The sequence below is a fragment of the Nesterenkonia sandarakina genome (genome assembly GCF_013410215.1).
In the GTDB taxonomy this organism is placed as follows: Bacteria; Actinomycetota; Actinomycetes; order Actinomycetales; family Micrococcaceae; genus Nesterenkonia; species Nesterenkonia sandarakina.
The window spans coordinates 1,483,704-1,499,343 of the sequence record NZ_JACCFQ010000001.1 but is presented as its reverse complement, the minus strand read 5'-3'; the positions used below and the strand labels follow the sequence as shown (position 1 = coordinate 1,499,343).

Annotated in this window: 13 protein-coding genes; 9 read left to right on the top strand and 4 right to left on the bottom strand. The window is 68.9% G+C overall.

Annotated features, from left to right (window positions below; genetic code table 11):
* Positions 1–36: 36 nt before the first annotated feature.
* The 7 genes from HNR11_RS06945 (at position 37) to HNR11_RS06915 (ending at position 6,077) form a co-directional block, all read left to right on the top strand.
* On the top strand, positions 37–1,263 hold the full coding sequence (locus HNR11_RS06945) for an MFS transporter (RefSeq protein WP_179441688.1): 1,227 nt from the start codon (positions 37–39) through the stop codon (positions 1,261–1,263).
* 87 nt (positions 1,264–1,350) lie between these two features.
* Positions 1,351–2,376 (top strand): 1,2-phenylacetyl-CoA epoxidase subunit PaaA, encoded by a 1,026-nt coding sequence (gene paaA / locus HNR11_RS06940; protein WP_083504741.1) that lies wholly within the window; start codon positions 1,351–1,353, stop codon positions 2,374–2,376.
* Between the two features lie 50 nt (positions 2,377–2,426).
* On the top strand, positions 2,427–2,726 hold the full coding sequence (gene paaB / locus HNR11_RS06935; RefSeq protein WP_058888315.1) for a 1,2-phenylacetyl-CoA epoxidase subunit PaaB: 300 nt from the start codon (positions 2,427–2,429) through the stop codon (positions 2,724–2,726).
* Positions 2,723–3,550, top strand: a complete 828-nt coding sequence (paaC, locus tag HNR11_RS06930; RefSeq protein ID WP_179441687.1) for a 1,2-phenylacetyl-CoA epoxidase subunit PaaC — start codon at positions 2,723–2,725, stop codon at positions 3,548–3,550. Before paaB ends, paaC begins: the two co-directional genes overlap by 4 nt.
* 11 nt (positions 3,551–3,561) lie before the next feature.
* Positions 3,562–4,074 carry a 1,2-phenylacetyl-CoA epoxidase subunit PaaD gene (gene paaD, locus HNR11_RS06925; protein ID WP_179441686.1) on the top strand — a complete coding sequence of 171 codons (513 nt, stop codon included), beginning with the start codon at positions 3,562–3,564 and terminating at the stop codon, positions 4,072–4,074.
* Entirely contained in the window at positions 4,074–5,225 is a 1,152-nt protein-coding gene (paaE, locus tag HNR11_RS06920; RefSeq protein WP_179441685.1) for a 1,2-phenylacetyl-CoA epoxidase subunit PaaE, read from the top strand. Before paaD ends, paaE begins: the two co-directional genes overlap by 1 nt.
* Before the next feature lie 81 nt (positions 5,226–5,306).
* Positions 5,307–6,077, top strand: coding sequence for an enoyl-CoA hydratase/isomerase family protein (locus tag HNR11_RS06915; RefSeq protein WP_058888311.1), 771 nt, complete (start codon positions 5,307–5,309; stop codon positions 6,075–6,077).
* A 2-nt stretch (positions 6,078–6,079) separates the two neighbouring features.
* Here the strand turns inward: HNR11_RS06915 and HNR11_RS06910 are convergent, their stop codons facing one another.
* Positions 6,080–7,045: an AraC-like ligand-binding domain-containing protein gene (locus tag HNR11_RS06910; RefSeq protein WP_179441684.1), complete on the bottom strand. Its 966-nt coding sequence runs from the start codon at positions 7,043–7,045 to the stop codon at positions 6,080–6,082.
* Between the two features lie 185 nt (positions 7,046–7,230).
* Between HNR11_RS06910 and HNR11_RS06905 the strand changes: the two genes are divergently transcribed.
* Both HNR11_RS06905 and HNR11_RS06900 read left to right on the top strand, forming a co-directional pair.
* Positions 7,231–8,751, top strand: coding sequence for a GMC family oxidoreductase (locus tag HNR11_RS06905; RefSeq protein WP_343050608.1), 1,521 nt, complete (start codon positions 7,231–7,233; stop codon positions 8,749–8,751).
* 62 nt (positions 8,752–8,813) lie between these two features.
* A complete protein-coding gene (locus tag HNR11_RS06900) occupies positions 8,814–10,214 on the top strand; it encodes an aldehyde dehydrogenase family protein (protein ID WP_179441683.1) in 1,401 nt (466 codons plus the stop codon).
* Positions 10,215–10,247: 33 nt separating this feature from the next.
* Here HNR11_RS06900 and HNR11_RS06895 read toward each other — a convergent pair whose 3' ends face one another.
* The 3 genes from HNR11_RS06895 to paaZ form a co-directional block, all read right to left on the bottom strand.
* Complete coding sequence (locus HNR11_RS06895) at positions 10,248–11,564, bottom strand: carboxylesterase family protein (RefSeq protein WP_343050607.1); 1,317 nt, start codon at positions 11,562–11,564, stop codon at positions 10,248–10,250.
* A gap of 100 nt (positions 11,565–11,664) precedes the next feature.
* On the bottom strand, positions 11,665–13,233 hold the full coding sequence (locus HNR11_RS06890) for an LTA synthase family protein (RefSeq protein WP_343050606.1): 1,569 nt from the start codon (positions 13,231–13,233) through the stop codon (positions 11,665–11,667).
* 251 nt (positions 13,234–13,484) lie between these two features.
* Positions 13,485–15,593, bottom strand: a complete 2,109-nt coding sequence (gene paaZ / locus HNR11_RS06885; protein ID WP_179441682.1) for a phenylacetic acid degradation bifunctional protein PaaZ — start codon at positions 15,591–15,593, stop codon at positions 13,485–13,487.
* Between the last annotated feature and the right edge of the window lie 47 nt (positions 15,594–15,640).

The window sequence follows — 15,640 nt, the reverse complement described above, 5'->3', positions numbered from 1 at the left end:
TGACCCTGACGCGACGTCATGGCCTTCACTGTGGGCATGAAAAGAACCTCCTTCTTCTATTTCGCCTCATTCGTCACCTCGCTGCTGGGCAACTCGGTCACCGCCATCGCCCTTCCGCTGCTCGTGCTCTTCACCACCGGCAGCCCGCTCGACGCCGGGATCGTAGCGATCGCCGCGGCGCTGCCGGCCGCGATCGCCGGACTCCTGATGGGTTCTCTGATCGATCGGATCAATCGCCGCACCGCCTCGATCCTCTCGGACGCCATCTCCGCCGTCGCCCTGGTCATCCTGCCCATCGTGGAGCTCACGGCAGGCCTGAACCTGGGCTGGTTCATCGCGGTGGCCATCCTGGGCTCCTTCGGCGACGTCCCCGGCATGACCGCCCGGGAGGCGATGCTGCCAGCCATCGCGAAGGCGGTGGGATCGGAGCCTGCCCGGCTCATCGGACTGCGCGAGGCAATGACCGGTGTGACCATGCTGATCGGTCCCGCAGTGGCCGGAGTGCTGGTCGCAGCTCTGGAACCGGTGACAGTCCTGTGGATCACCTCCGGGATGGCTGCCCTGTCAGTGCTGCTCACGCTCGGCATCCCGTCCGGGGCGACGGCGCATCAGCGCCACCGCGACGCGGCGCCCACCACGCAGGGCGTCCGCGGGCTCCTGCACGGCCTGACCTTGCTGCTCCGCTCCCCCCTGCTGCGCATGATGCTCCTGCTGGCGGTCACGCTCGGGGTCGTGCTGGCGGCCATGCAGGGCATGGTGATCCCGGTCCATTTCGCCTTCCAGGATGAGCCGCAGTTCGTCGGATTTGTGCTTAGCTCTCTGGCCGCAGGCCTGCTCGTCGGCGGCGGCCTCTTCGCCGGCCTCGCCAACAGAATTCCGCGCCGGGTCTGGTTCATCTCCGGGATCGCCACCCTGGCGGTGGGTCTGGGCGGCCTCGCCTTCCTGGGCCCGGTCTGGTCGATCTTCGCCTCGGCCGCGGTCGCGGGCCTCGGGGGCGGCGCCATGAACGCCGTCGTCGGGCTGACCTTCGTGGAAAACGTCGCGGAGAACCAGCGCGGCAGGGTCCTCGGCGCCCAGAACGCCATCCTCACCCTCACCCCGGCCCTGGGCATCGGCGGCGGCGCCGTCCTGATCGAGGGCGGCAGCCTGCACCTGGCCACCACAGTCTTCGTCAGCCTCTGGGTGATCGTCGCCCTGGCCTCGCTGCTGAGTCCGCGGGTCCGCAGACTCGGCGAACCCGCCCGGGAACTCGTCGACGCATGAGGGCCAGAGCCCAGTGTTGACCGTCACACCTCCAGTGCTATACTGAACGAACGGTCGGTAAATAATGCGACGGAATAGAGGATGACCATGTCACCCGAGAACCACCAGCACGCTCCCCTGCACCTCGCCGATGAGGCTGACGCCGCAGCGGCACTCGCCGAGGCGGAGGCCGGGCAGAACCGCTTCGACGAGATCATCGCCGAAGACTCCCGGATCGAACCGCGGGACTGGATGCCCGAGTCCTACCGGAAGTCACTGGTGCGGCAGGTCTCCCAGCACGCGCACTCCGAGATCATCGGCATGCAGCCCGAGGGCAACTGGATCTCCCGCGCCCCGAGCCTCAAGCGCAAGTCCATCCTGATGGCCAAGGTCCAGGACGAGGCCGGACACGGGCTCTACCTCTACTCCGCCGCTGAGACCTTGGGGCGCCCCCGCGAAGAGATGTACGACCAGCTCTACAGCGGCAAGGCCAAGTACTCCTCAATCTTCAACTACCCCGCACGGACCTGGGCGGACATCGGGGCGATCGGCTGGCTGGTCGACGGCGCCGCCATCGTGAACCAGGTGCCGCTATGCCGTGCATCCTATGGGCCCTACGGACGCGCCATGGTGCGCATCTGCAAGGAAGAGTCCTTCCACCAGCGCCAGGGCTGGGAGATCCTCTACTCGCTCTCCCACGGCACCGAAGCGCAGCACCAGATGGCCCAGGACGCCGTGAACCGCTTCTACGGGCCGGCGCTGCAGATGTTCGGCCCGCCAGACGGAGACTCCCCGAACTCCCAGCAGTCCATGGCCTGGAAGATCAAGCGCTTCACCAACGATGAGCTGCGTCAGCGCTTTGTGGACATGCTGGTCCCGCAGGTCGAGGCCCTGGGACTCACACTTCCGGACCCTGAGCTGAAGTGGAACGAGGAGCGCGGCCACTACGACTTCGGAGACCTGGACTGGGACGAGTTCTTCGCCGTGATCAAGGGCAACGGCCCGCTGAGCCGGCAGCGCCTGGAGCACTACCGCAAGGCCCGCGACGAGGGCGCCTGGGTCCGTGAAGCCGCGGTCGCCTACGCGAACCGGCAGTCCCAGGAGCAGGATCAGGCCGCCCTGATCGGCGCCTGACCCCCCTCCCCCGCCACACCCCATCCACTCACCATGAGAAAGACGAGGCCATGACCTCCAGCGCAGATTCCAGCTCCTGGCCCCTCTGGGAGGTCTTCATCCGGTCCTCACGCGGGCTCTCTCATGTCCACGCGGGCTCGCTGCACGCACCTGATGCCACCATGGCGATCCGCAACGCCCGGGACCTCTACACCCGGCGCAACGAGGGCACCTCGGTGTGGGTGGTGCCGGCCGAGGCCATCATGGCCTCGGATCCGGACTCCAAGGGTGCCTACTTCGAGTCCGCCCAGGGCAAGAGCTACCGCCACGCCACGTACTACACCCAGTCCGAAGGGGTGAAGCACCTGTGAGCTTCGCATCGCATGATTCCGCCACCCGCCAGTCCCAGGGTGAGGCGATCACCGCCGAGGAGATCGCCGAATCCGGCGCCAAGGCCGATGACGCCACCGCCCGCTACGCCCTGCTGCTGGGAGACGACTCCCTGATCCTCGCCCAGCGGCTGAGCGCCTGGATCTCCCGGGCACCCGAGCTGGAGGAGGACGTCGCGCTGGCGAACATCTCCCTGGACCTGCTCGGACACGCCCGCTTCCTGCTCACCTACGCCGGCACCGCCTGGGGCAAGTCCGAGGATGACCTCGCCTACTTCCGCGGCGAGGAGGAGTTCCGCTCCTGCCGCCTGGTGGAGCAGGAGAACGGCGACTTCGGCAAGACCATCGCCCGGCAGCTGATCTTCAGCTTCTACCAGCACGAGCTCTACAGCCGGCTGGTGCACTCCACCGACGCCACCCTCGCGGCCATCGCGGAGAAGGCGCTCAAAGAGGTGGACTACCACCAGGACCACGCCGCCCAGTGGATCCTGCGGCTGGGCCTGGGCACCGAGGAGTCCGCCCGCCGCGTGCAGGCCGGCCTGGACTCGGTGTGGTCCTACGTCGAGGAGCTGTTCACCGATGTGGAGCCGATGACCTCGCTCGGCGAGATCGCCGTGCTGCCTTCCACGCTGCGCGAGCCGACGCTGACCCGGCTGCACCAGGTCATCGAACAGGCCGGGCTGAGCATCCCCGACATGTCCGGCGCCCACGGGGCGGACCGCTCCGGACGGCATTCCGAGCAGCGCGGATTCATCCTAGCCGAGATGCAGGTGCTGGCCCGCCAGCACCCCGGAGCCACCTGGTGAAAGGAGCGCTGATGGCCGTGATGGGACCAGAATCCGTGACCCTGCCCGCCGACGCCACGGTCTGGGAGGTCGCCGCGAGTGTGAACGACCCCGAGATCCCGGTGCTCAGCATCGCCGATCTCGGGATCCTGCGCGAGGCCGCGGTGGAGCCCGACGGCACCGCCGTCGTCGTCATCACCCCCACCTACTCCGGCTGCCCCGCCATGGACACGATCACCGCTGACGTGACCGCCGCGCTGCGCCATGCCGGGCATGAGAAGGTGCGCATCGAGACGGTGCTGCATCCGGCGTGGACCACCGACTGGATGACCGAGCAGGGCAAGGCGAAGCTGCGTGAATACGGCATCGCCCCGCCCACCGGCAAGGCCGCACTGGGACCGGTCAGGGTGGGGCTGAGTGTGAAATGCCCCCGGTGTGACTCCCCCAATACTCGCGAGATGACCCGCTTCGGCTCCACCGCATGCAAGGCGCTCTACCAGTGCCGGAGCTGCCTGGAGCCCTTCGACCACTTCAAGGTGCACTGATGTCCACGACCACCCGCCGCCGCGCGACCTTCACCACGCTCACCGTCTCCGAGGTCCGACCGCTGACCTCGGACTCCGTGGAGGTCACCTTCGCGGTGCCGCCGGAGCTGCAGGAGGACTTCGACTACGCGCCGGGTCAGTACGTGGCGCTGCGCACCGAGCTTGAGGGCCAGGAGGTCCGTCGCTCCTACTCCATCTGCACCGAACCCACTCCCGGTGAGATCCGGGTGGCGATCAAGCGCGACATCGGCGGGCTCTTCTCCAACTGGGCCAACGAGTCGCTCAAGCCTGGAGATCAGATGGAGGTGATGAACCCCTCCGGAGCGTTCGTCTCCAAGACCGCGATCACCTCGATGAACAACCCGGCCAAACTCGCTGAGGAGGCCGTGGCGCAGCGCTCGGACGTGCACCTGGTCGCCTTCGCCGCCGGCTCCGGGATCACCCCGATCATGGCGATCGCCCGCTCGGTGCTGGCTGCCTCGAAGGACTCCACCTTCGACCTGGTCTACGCCAACCGCTCCGCGTCTGACGTGATGTTCGCCGAGGAGCTCGGCGACCTCAAGGACCTCTACCCCTCCCGGCTCGCAGTGCACCACGTGCTCAGCCGTGAGCAGCGGATCAACCCGCTGCTCACCGGACGGATCGACGAGGAGAAGCTCAGCGACCTCCTCGACAAGGTGCTGCGGGTGAAGGACACCGACGAGTGGTTCCTCTGCGGCCCCTTCGAGCTGGTGCAGATGGCCCGGGACTCCCTGGCCTCGCGCGGCGTCGAGGAGGACAACATCCGGTTCGAGCTCTTCACCACCGGACGCCCGGACCGCCCCGAGGGCCAGCAGGGGCGCAAGGTCGAAGCCGACCCGGAGGGTGAGAACGTGCAGATCGAGTTCACCCTGGACGGGCTCACCGGCCAGATCGCGTCGCCGGTGGCCTCGGGCGAGACCGTGCTCAACGCCGCGCTGCGCGCACGTCCCGATGTCCCCTTCGCCTGCGCCGGCGGCGTCTGCGGCACCTGCCGCGCCAAGGTGGTCTCCGGGGACTTCGAGATGGAGGAGAACTTCGCGCTGGAATCCGACGAGGTCGACGCCGGCTACGTCCTGACCTGCCAGACCCGGCCCACCTCCAAGCAGCTCGTCGTCGACTACGACGCCTGAGCACCGCGACCACGACGCCTGAGCCCCGCGAGGACGACGCCTACGCACACCCCGACGCCTGCCACCCACACCTGGAGACCCATGATCAACCTGACCATCAGCGAGGGCGTCGCCGAGATCGTCCTCGACGCTCCGAAGAAGCTGAACTCTCTGGATGAGGGCGCGCTCGACGCCCTCGACGCCGCCTATCAGGAGGCTGAGGCCGCCGGCGTCCGGGCGCTGCTGCTGCGCGGGGAGGGCAAGGGCTTCTGCGCCGGCCGGGACATCTCCCACGTGGTGCCCGCCACCGACGACGCGCTGGGCTACCTCCAGGACAAGGTCACTCCCCTGATGCGCCGGATGGCGGCCTTCCCGGCTCCGACCTTCGCCGCGGTGCAGGGCGCCTGCCTGGGTGTGGGACTGGGCCTGGCGATCGCCACCGACGTGGTCTACGTGGCCGAGAACGCGAAGATCGGCTCCCCATTCGCCGCACTGGGCGCCACCCTGGACTCCGGCGGCCACGCGCTCTTCGTCGAACGCCTGGGCGCCCACCGAACCCTGGACCTGATCTACACCGCAGATCTGATGTCCGGGGCCGAAGCGGTGACCGCAGGGCTCTTCTCCCGCGCAGTGCCCGCCGATGAGCTGCTGGACTTCACCCGGGGGAAGGCCGCCGTGGCCGCAGCCGGGGCGACTCTGGCGTTTCGGGAGTCCAAGGCGCTGGTGGCCGCGGTCAGGGACCAGCGGATCGGACTGTGGGCCTCCCTGGAGGCGGAGAACCACGCCCAGGGCCGGCTCTGTGACTCTGCGGACTACTCAGAGGGCTTCGCCGCCTTCCAGCAGAAGCGGAAGCCGGTGTTCCACGGACGCTGAGCTCAGCCACCCGCCACTTCGCGTCGGAATGCTCCCGGGGAGATCCCGTATTCATGTTTGAAGGCCCGGCTGAAGCTTGACGCCTCCGGATACCCCCACCGGGCAGCCACCGCGCTCACGGAGCGGTGCGCCTGGGAGGGGTCACCGAGCTCCATCCGGCAGCGCTGGAGCCGGCGCCGGCGGATCCACTCGCTGATGGTCGTGCCCTCCTGCGCGAAGACGCCTTGCAGGTAACGCACCGAGACATGCAGCGCGCGTGCCACCGAGCTGACCCCCAGATCAGGATCCCCCAGGTGATCATCGATGTGCCGAACGGCCTCGAGATAGACCACATCCCGGGTCGGCACCTCGGAGGCGGGTCGGAACCTGGAGAGCAGCGTGGCCTGGACCAGCTGCAGCACCGCGGAGGCGGCCCGCGGGTCCGGGGCCATCTCACCCTTCTGCAGCTGCTCGTCCAGGCTGCTCAGCAGCGAGGAGGTCAGCGCGCCGAGACCGGCGGAACCCGGGATCCGCTGCGCCACCACCGCCCGGGCCTGTTCGGCGGAGAGCCCGAGATGCTCCACGGCGATCTGCACCACGAACATCCGGTAGGGCTCGCCGAAGACCAGGTCATAGGGGCGGCGCGTGTCATAGATGACCAGGTCTCCGGGCGAGAGCAGGGCCTCCCGGCCGTCCTGCCGAGCCAGAGAGCTGCCCTGGACCTGCAGCGCAAACTTGAACACGCCGGGGTCTCCTGCCGCGATCGCCTGGCGGCTGCGCCGCACGGTGACCGCGTCGCCGCCCACCCCGGCGACGCTCAGCGAGCCCAGCGCCAGCCCGGTCAGGGTGCCGTGGAACTGTCGCGGATCCTCGGTGCTGGCGTCCAGCGGGACGAAGGCGGTGCTCACCGCGTGCCGCCAGGCCTCGAAGCGATCCTGAGGCGCCAGCGGGCCGGGATCGAAGCAGAGCTGCCCCGTCGTCGTGCTCATCGGGCGGCCCCTTCGGCAATCAGCATTTTCCCATCCTCCCACCGGCCTGTGATCCCCGCCACAACCGTGCACCTCATGCACAGCTCCGTGCGCCTGGGATCAAGGCGGAGAAGGGCCGCGCCGCGATGCTGGGGGGCACTGCACCGGACCCCCGAGCCCCGTTGAGCCAAGGAGAGCTGAGAATCGTGAATCAGACCATGACCTCCGAGTACGTCGTGATCGGCGCTGGATCCGCCGGATCCGTGATCACCCGCCGCCTGCTCGACGCCGGCCACAGCGTCCACCTGATCGAGGCCGGGGGCCGCGATGAGGATCCCAACATCCACAGTCCACAGGGCTGGCCGATGCTGATGCAGGGCGTCTCCGACTGGGCGCTGAGCACTGTGCCGCAGATCCACGCGGGACACCGCAGCATCGCCTGGCCGCGCGGGAAGGTGCTCGGCGGGTCCGGATCGCTCAACGGGATGATCTACATCCGGGGCCACCGTTCGGACTATGACAAGTGGGCCGCCGCCGGGTGTGAGGGGTGGGGCTGGGAGGACGTGCTGCCGCTGTTCAAGCGCTCCGAGGACCATGAAGACGGAGCATCGGAGTTCCATGGTGCCGGTGGTGAGCTGCACGTGGAGAAGATCGTGAACCGCCACGCAAGCTCCGAGGCCTTCGTCGAAGCCGCCGGCATCCTCGGCATCTCCGAGACCCAGGACTTCAACGGCGCGCAGCTCTCCGGCGCCGGGTTCAACCACACCACCACCAAGGATGGGAAGCGGCACAGCCCCTGGCGGGCCTTCATGCACCCGATCCTGGGCCACGAGCGGCTGACCCTGACCACTGACGCCCTGGTGCACCGGATCACCGTGGACTCCGGACGCGCCACCGGGGTGGAGTACAGCACCTCGGAGGGTACGCAGGTCGCGCACGCCACCGCGGAGATCGTGCTCTGCGGCGGCGCCATCGGCTCCCCGAGCATCTTGCAGCACTCCGGGATCGGTGATCCCGCCGACCTGCGCGAGGCGGGGATCAGCACGGTCCTTGAGCTGCCCGGGGTGGGCAAGAACCTGCACGATCACGTCCTGGCCAGTGTCATCTACGAGTCCCCGGAACCGCTGGCGGAAGGACGGCACAACCTGCTCGAGGCCCAGCTCTTCGCGCACAGCCAGCAGACCCGGGAGGAGGCACCGGACATCCAGCCGCTCTTCATGCATTTCCCCTATCCCACCGACGGCGGCGCGGTACCCGAGGCCGGGTTCACTATCAATGCAGGGATCGTGCGGCCGCTCTCCCGCGGCACGCTGCGGGTGACAAGCCCGGACCCTCGGCTCGCGCCGCTGCTGGACCCGAACCTGCTCGCCGAGGACTACGATCTCGAGGCGCTCTGCGACGCCATCGAGCTCTGCCGGGAGATCGGCGCCCAGGATCCGCTCACCCCCTACCGCAAGGCGGAGTTCAGCCCCGCAGCGCCGCTGCAGACCCGCGATCAGGTCCGCGCCCACGCCCGGGCGATGGCGGGGACCTATCACCACCAGGCGGGCACCTGCCGGATGGGGGTCGACGACCTCTCCGTGGTGGACCCGCAGCTGCGCCTGCGCGGGGTCTCCGGGCTGCGCGTGGCAGACGCCTCGATCATGCCGGCGCTGCCCAGCGGCAACACCAACGCCCCCTCGATCATGATCGGCGAGAAGGCCGCCGACCTGCTGCTGGGCCGCTGAGCCCGAACCACCGACCTGCACCAGACCTGAACAGATCCGCTGACGCCACCAAGGAGAACACCATGACCACCACCACGCTGCTTGAGGAGATCACGACCTCCCAGGGCCAGGAGATCCACGACCCCGCCACCGGCGAGCTCATCGGCCACGCACCGCTCACCTCGGCCGCGGACCTCGACGACGCCGTGGCCCGCGCCGCGCGCGCCCAGCCCGCCTGGGCCGCCGCCGGTCACAGCACGCGGCAGGCCGCGCTGCACTCCGCCGCCGATGCGGTGGAGGCCCACGCGGAGGAGCTCGCCCAGCTGCTCTCCCGCGAGCAGGGCAAGCCGCTGAACGGGCCCAACGCGCGCTTCGAGGTCGGCGCCTGCGTGGCCTGGCTGCGCACCGCGGCCTCGATCCCGGTGGAGCCGGAGGTGCTGCTCGATGATGAGTCCGGCCACGCCGAGCTGCATTACCGCCCGCTCGGCGTCGTCGGCGCCATCGGGCCCTGGAACTGGCCGATGATGATCTCGATCTGGCAGATCGCGCCCAGCCTGCGGATGGGCAACACCGTGGTGATCAAGCCCTCCGAGTACACCCCGCTGAGCGTGCTGGCCCTGGTGAAGGTGCTCAACTCGGCGCTGCCAGCCGATGTGCTGATCGCGGTCCCCGGCGACGGGTCCCTGGGCAGGCAGCTCACCGAGCATCAGGACATCGCGAAGATCATGTTCACCGGGTCGGTGACCACCGGCAAGGCCATCATCAAGACGGCCGCAGACACCATGAAGCGGATGACCATGGAGCTCGGCGGCAATGATGCCGGGATCGTCTTGGACGACGCCGACCCGCAGGCGATCGCGGAGGATCTGTTCTGGGGCGCCTTCATCAACACCGGTCAGACCTGTGCGGCGCTGAAGCGGCTCTACGTCCCGGACTCGATCTATGACGAGGTCTGCCAGGCGCTGACCGAGGTGGCGGCCAAGATGCCCATGGGCATCGGCCTGGAAGAGGGCAACGTGTTGGGGCCGCTGCAGAACGCGAAGCAGCGTGAGATCGTCGCCCGGCTGGTGGAGGCCGCGAAGGACTCCGGTGCCCGCGTGCTGATCGGAGCTGACCCCGACGACGACGCCCCAGGCTTCTTCTATCCCACCACCCTGGTGGCCGATATCGATCCGCAGAACCCGCTGGTCCTGGAGGAGCAGTTCGGGCCGGCACTGCCGATCATCCGCTACACCGATCTGGAGCAGGCCATCGAATGGGCCAATGGACTCGAGGTCGGGCTGGGCTCCTCCGTCTGGTCCTCGAACCCGGAGCGCGCCACCGAGGTGGCCGCACGGATCGAGGCCGGCACCACCTGGATCAACAAGCATGGCGCGATCGACCCGCGGGTGCCCTTCGGCGGCGCCAAGCAGTCAGGCTTCGGTCTGGAGTTCGGCCTGCAGGGCCTCAAGGAGGTGGCGCAGCCGCATGTGATCAGCCGCTGAGCGAACCGGCAGCATCTCCTCCGGGCGCGCCGCTCAGGCCGAGACCCCGGGGATGCTGCCGCGCTCGGGCAGCCGCGATCCTCGAGCGAACCCCGCCCAGAGCGCTCGCACGGCCCGTCCCGCTTCCTGAAGCTCCTCCCAGGAGGCTCCCTGCAGCAGCTCCAGTCCCGCTGTGTTCTCCCGGGTGCCGAAGAGCAGCGCCAGATCGATCCCGTGGGCCGCTCCGTAGAAGTTTCCAGGCGCGGCCCAGCGGACCACGAAGTAGTGCGCCCGGCCGCCGGCGCGAGAGTGGCGCCGGAGGAAACGGCGGATCTCGGTGACGTAGATCAGACGGGTCGCCAGCGTGCTCAGCAGCCTGGTGGCGCCGGCGCCGAGCACCGGGAGCTCGCGGACCCAGCGGACCGGATGCGCGACCGGGATGAACAGCCGGGTCTCCTCGGCGGTGTGTGTGATCATGATGTCGATATCCGGCGCCACGGCCCGCCACGCGTCATCCACCTGGGTCTCCGGGGGCAGCGGGGAGGCTCCCAATGCCGGGCCGAAGGGCATGAGCCCGCGCAGCCCGAACCTGGCCCCCGCGGCGCGCGCCTTCTCCTGGAGCTGCAGCACCTCCTTGATGGACGCCCGATCGGAGAGCTGTGGGCCTGCGGCGGACATGGCCGCGGTCATCTTCTCCCGGCCCCGCGAGATCCCCAACGGTGGACTCTGCATGATGCCCCGGCGGAAGAGCTGCGCGGCTCGTGGGGTGGCCATCAGGTGCGCGACGGCGTCGCCTCCGGCGGACTGACCGAAGACGGTGACCGCGTCGGGGTCACCGCCGAAGGAGCTGATGTTGCGCTGGACCCATTCCAGGGCGCTGAGCTGATCCCTCAGGCCGAGGTTCATGGTGCGGCCGGGGCCCCCGAGGTACCCGAAGGCGCCCAGCCGGTAGGTCACGGCGACCACGACGACCCGCTGTTCGCTCACCAGGGCCGCGGGATCGTAGATCGGGGCGTCGCCGGCCCCGGTGATGTAGGAGCCGCCGTGGATCCACACCATCACCGGCAGCAGCTCTCCGTCCTGCAGGTCCTCAGGCAGGGTGACCGTGAGATTCTGGCAGTCCTCCCGCTGCGGCAGCCCTCCGGTCTGACTCCCGGAGACAGACTCGAGCTCCCTGATCCGCCACTGCGGACACGCCGGTGCCGGATCCGTCGCGAGGCGGGGTTCGGACCAGTCAGCCACCGGGTGCGGCGCCTGGAACCGCTGGGCCCGCGCGTAGGGGATCCCCGACGCCTTGACCACCGGCCCGAGGACACGGCCGATGACCGGACCGCAGGGTGGATCGAAGCGCCGCTCAGAGTTCATGCCCATCTGCATGAGAATACGTCCACGCAGGACAGCTTCTCAGCACACCCTCGCTGCGCGCCGCCATCCCAGCTGCGGCGCGACCCGCGTCACAGGCTGCCCTGCGCTAGGGGGCGCCCCAGGCCTGGGAGTAGAACTCTGCGGAGCGCGAGGTGATCAGCTCGAGGTAAGCCTCTGGATTCAAGGACTGCGCCGAGTCATCGGGCACCTCGGGGGAGAACGCGGAGACCCCTAGTCCCGCCTCCCGATCCGCCACGCTGAGACCTGCGACATCGAGCAGCGTGGGGTACATGCTCAGCTGATCCACCTCGGAGCGCAACGGTGTGGACCCGTCCGCGCCAGGGATCCAGATCCGGTTGAAGATGGTGCGATCCGGGTGGTCCTGCAGCTGGTCCTGGAAGGCGTCGCCGGCGTTGATCTGCTTCAGGTGGTCGCCCATGATCACCACGGCGGTGTCCTCGAGGTAGCCCTGGTCCTCCATGTGTTCCACGAAGCCCGCCACCTCGGCCATGGAGCAGGCGAACACCGATGTGGTCGGGTCGCGGGTGTCAACATCGCAGTAGTCGAAGACATGCGTGGGCCCGTGGGTGTCCAGGGTGAGCACCGAGAGGTTGAACGGCTGCCCGCTCGCCTCGGACTCGGCGTGCAGCTCGTCGAGCTGCTCGGTCGCGTGGGCCATCAGCCTCCGGTCACTGAGGCCCCAGTCGCTGCGGAAGCTGCTCTCCGGCTCTCCGGCGGCGCGCCAGTCCGCCAGGCCCTTCACCTCGGAGTAGCCGTGCGTCTTCAGGAAGGTGTCCTTCTCGGCGAAGGATGAGTTGGCCCCGCCGAGGAAGACGCTGGTGTAGCCGTGCTGCTCGAGCACGTCACCTAGGCAGGTGGTGCCGGTGAGGTAGGTCTTGGACTCCTCAGTCCGCCCGTCCAGGGCGCCACTGCTGGCGGCAGAGATGATACCGCCCAGCGGGATCCCGCACTGGGTGGCGACGAGGCCCGACATGGTCCACCCTCCGCCGGCGTACTCCCGCAGGGACTCCACGCTCTGCCAGCCGTCAGCGGGGTCGGTGACCTCCTGCAGCGGGTCGAAGGCGTCCTTCTCGAAGAGCTCGGTGTCTTCCAGGGTCGCCTCGCCGTTCTCCAGGTAGATCAGGACCAGGTTGCGCTTATCCGACCCGCCGGTCACGCTCGGCTCTACGTGGAACTGGTCCAGGCTGTACTGAGAGTTCGCCGCCTGGAGGTAGTCGGCGAGGCTCACCGAGGATGTGAAGGACGCGGCACCCAGGACGACCACGCTGGCTCCGGCTGTCACCCGGACGGTGCGCATCAGCCAGTGCTCGCGGAACCGCTGGCGGGGGTCGCGCCTCAGACGCCGTCGGCGACGCACCTGCAGCGCTGATGTGACCGCGATGGTGATCAGCAGCGGGAGCACGCCGATGCCCAGGATGCAGATCCAGACCAGGGCGCCGCCGCCGCCGTCGGTCTCCACAGAGACCAGGTTCAGCATCATCTGCGCCACGGTGATCTCACCCCAGAAGACGCGGATCAGGGTCGCCGCGATCAACAGGGCGGTCCCGAACCAGATCAGCAGGAAGACCGCGACCCGGCTCAGCAGGTGGCCAGAGCGTTTGGCGAGGCGCATGCCCCGCCCGGAGGCAGCGCGTTCTTGGGTTCCAGAGGACACCGGGTACACCCCCTCCCTCAGCCGGGGCCCGTCTGCGGGCCGTTGCGATATGGCACCTCACAGTACCTGGTGCTCTCACGGGCATGAAGCAGGGCGGGGCCGGGGATCATCCCCCAGCCCCGCCCTCGCGCCTTTCGGTGCGTCATCCGGCGGCACAGTCCGCCCGAGCACCAGCCTGCGGTGAGGCTGGCTTCAGCCCGGGGTCAGATCTGGATCGACCCCCGGGCAGCCCCTCTCGACGACGACGGCGCTCACGTCCACTCGGGCTTGTTCTGCTTCGCCACCCGGGTCAGCACGTCATAGGTCGCGACGATCTCATCGTGCTGGTTGTGCAGCACGGTGTCCCAGCGGACCTCGCCATAGTCGTCGGTCTCACGCGGGATGATCTGCTTGGCGGTCAGCGTGACCCGGATCGAGTCGTCGTAGGTGACCGGGGTCTGGAAGGAGAGGTTCTCCAGACCGGTGTTCGCCAGCACCGGTCCCGGGGCCGGCTCCACGAAGAGCCCGGCCGCCCAGGCCACCAACAGGTAGCCGTGGGCCACCCGGCGCGGGAAGAACGGGTTCGCCGTCGCCGCCTCCTCATTGGTGTGGGCGTAGAAGGTGTCACCGGTGGACTCGGCGAAGGAGGTGATGTCCTCCAGCGCCACGGTGCGCAGCCCGGAGGCGAACTGGTCCCCGATCCGCAGCTCCGCCAGGGACTTCCGGAAGGGGTGCACGGCGGTGCCATCGGCCACGGTCTCCGGGGTGGCGGTCACGGCCTTGGCGCCGCGGTGCCAGACACCGGTCACCCCGGTGAGCAGGTCAGGTGAGCCCTGGACGGCGGTGCGCTGCATGTAGTGCTTCACGGCGCGGATCCCGCCGAGCTCCTCACCGCCGCCGGCTCGGCCGGGGCCGCCGTGGACGAGGTGAGGCAGCGGTGAGCCGTGACCGGTGGAGGTCTTGGCGTCGTCGCGGTCCAGGAAGAGCACACGCCCATGGTGCGAGGCGATCCCGCGGGCGAACTCGGCGGCGATCTCCGGGTCATGGGTGCAGACCGTGGCGACCAGGGATCCCCCGCCGAGCGCGGCGAGGTCCACGGCGTCGTCGACGTCGGTGTAGCCCAGCACCGAGGTGACCGGTCCGAAGGCCTCCACCGCGTGCACCTCAGGGGTGCGGGCCTCGGCGAAGGAGAGCACGGTGGCCGGGTAGTACGCGCCGCGGTCAGCGTCGGCCGCCCCGGTGCCCGACTCCGGTCCGCCCACGCGGACGCTGCCGCCGGCGCTGATCAGCGTGTCCACGGCGCGAGCGACCTCGTCGCGCTGATCCTGCGAGGCCAGCGGGCCCATGGTGGTCTCGGCGTCGCGCGGATCACCGAGGACCACCCGGGAGTCCAGCCGGGAGCGCAGCGCCTCCACCACCGGATCCACCTGGGCCGAGGGCACGATGACCCGGCGGATCGCGGTGCATTTCTGTCCGGTCTTCGCGGTCATCTCCAGGGTGACCGACTTGATGAAGGCGTCGAACTCCACGGTGTCCGGGCCGGCGTCGGGACCCAGGATGGCGGCGTTGAGCGAATCGGTCTCCGCGGTGAAGCGCACGCCGTGGTTCGCGACATTGTCGTGGGAGCGCAGCAGCTGTGCAGTGTTCGCAGAACCGGTGAACGCCACGTGGTCGCGGTGGTCCAGATGGTCCAGCAGGTCCCGGGCGGATCCGGAGATCAGCTGCAGCGCGCCGGCGGGGATCAGCCCGGAGTCGATCATCAGCCGCACGCAGGCCTGCGCGACATAGGCGGTCTGTGAGGCCGGCTTCACGATGGTGGGCACCCCGGCGATGAAGCTGGGTGCGAACTTCTCCAGCATCCCCCAGACCGGGAAGTTGAACGCGTTGATCTGCACGGCCACCCCGGTGAGCCGGGTATAGATGTGCTCACCGATGAAGGAGCCGTCGCGCGAGAGCTGCTCCACCGCGCCGTCGAGAATGACATTCGCGTTGGGAAGCTCCTTGCGACCCTTGGAGGAGAAGGTGCGGATGGTGCCGATGCCGCCGTCGACGTCGATCAGGTGGTCCCGGCGCGTGGAGCCGGTGCGGTCGGAGAGCTCATAGAGCTCCTCGCGGTGCTCATGCAGGTAGGCCGCCAGCTGCTTCAGGCGCAGCGCCCGCTGGTGGATGGTCAGCTGCCCCAGGCTCTGCTGGCCGACCGAGCGGGCGTGTGCCACGGCCGCTGAGGTGTCCAACCCCTCGGTGGAGACCAGGCAGACCGGCTCGGAGGTGGAGGCGTCGAGGATCTCGCTGACCTTCTCCGGATCCTCCGGAGTCCACCAGGTGTCCTGGATGTAGCTGGGCAGCAGACGCGCAGCCGCAGATGTCTCAGTGGCAGCCATGGGGTCCTCTCGACGACAGGTAGAACTGACCGAACGGTCGGTAATTA

Bases quoted from the DNA above. Each gene is read 5' to 3' on its own strand.
- HNR11_RS06910 (WP_179441684.1), bottom strand. From the start codon at position 7,045: ATGAGCACGACGACGGGGCAGCTCTGCTTCGATCCCGGCCCGCTGGCG.
- paaD (WP_179441686.1), top strand. From the start codon at position 3,562: ATGGCCGTGATGGGACCAGAATCCGTGACCCTGCCCGCCGACGCCACG.
- HNR11_RS06895 (WP_343050607.1), bottom strand. From the start codon at position 11,564: ATGGGCATGAACTCTGAGCGGCGCTTCGATCCACCCTGCGGTCCGGTC.
- paaE (WP_179441685.1), top strand. From the start codon at position 4,074: ATGTCCACGACCACCCGCCGCCGCGCGACCTTCACCACGCTCACCGTC.
- HNR11_RS06915 (WP_058888311.1), top strand. From the start codon at position 5,307: ATGATCAACCTGACCATCAGCGAGGGCGTCGCCGAGATCGTCCTCGAC.
- HNR11_RS06900 (WP_179441683.1), top strand. From the start codon at position 8,814: ATGACCACCACCACGCTGCTTGAGGAGATCACGACCTCCCAGGGCCAG.
- paaA (WP_083504741.1), top strand. From the start codon at position 1,351: ATGTCACCCGAGAACCACCAGCACGCTCCCCTGCACCTCGCCGATGAG.
- paaZ (WP_179441682.1), bottom strand. From the start codon at position 15,593: ATGGCTGCCACTGAGACATCTGCGGCTGCGCGTCTGCTGCCCAGCTAC.
- HNR11_RS06945 (WP_179441688.1), top strand. From the start codon at position 37: ATGAAAAGAACCTCCTTCTTCTATTTCGCCTCATTCGTCACCTCGCTG.
- paaB (WP_058888315.1), top strand. From the start codon at position 2,427: ATGACCTCCAGCGCAGATTCCAGCTCCTGGCCCCTCTGGGAGGTCTTC.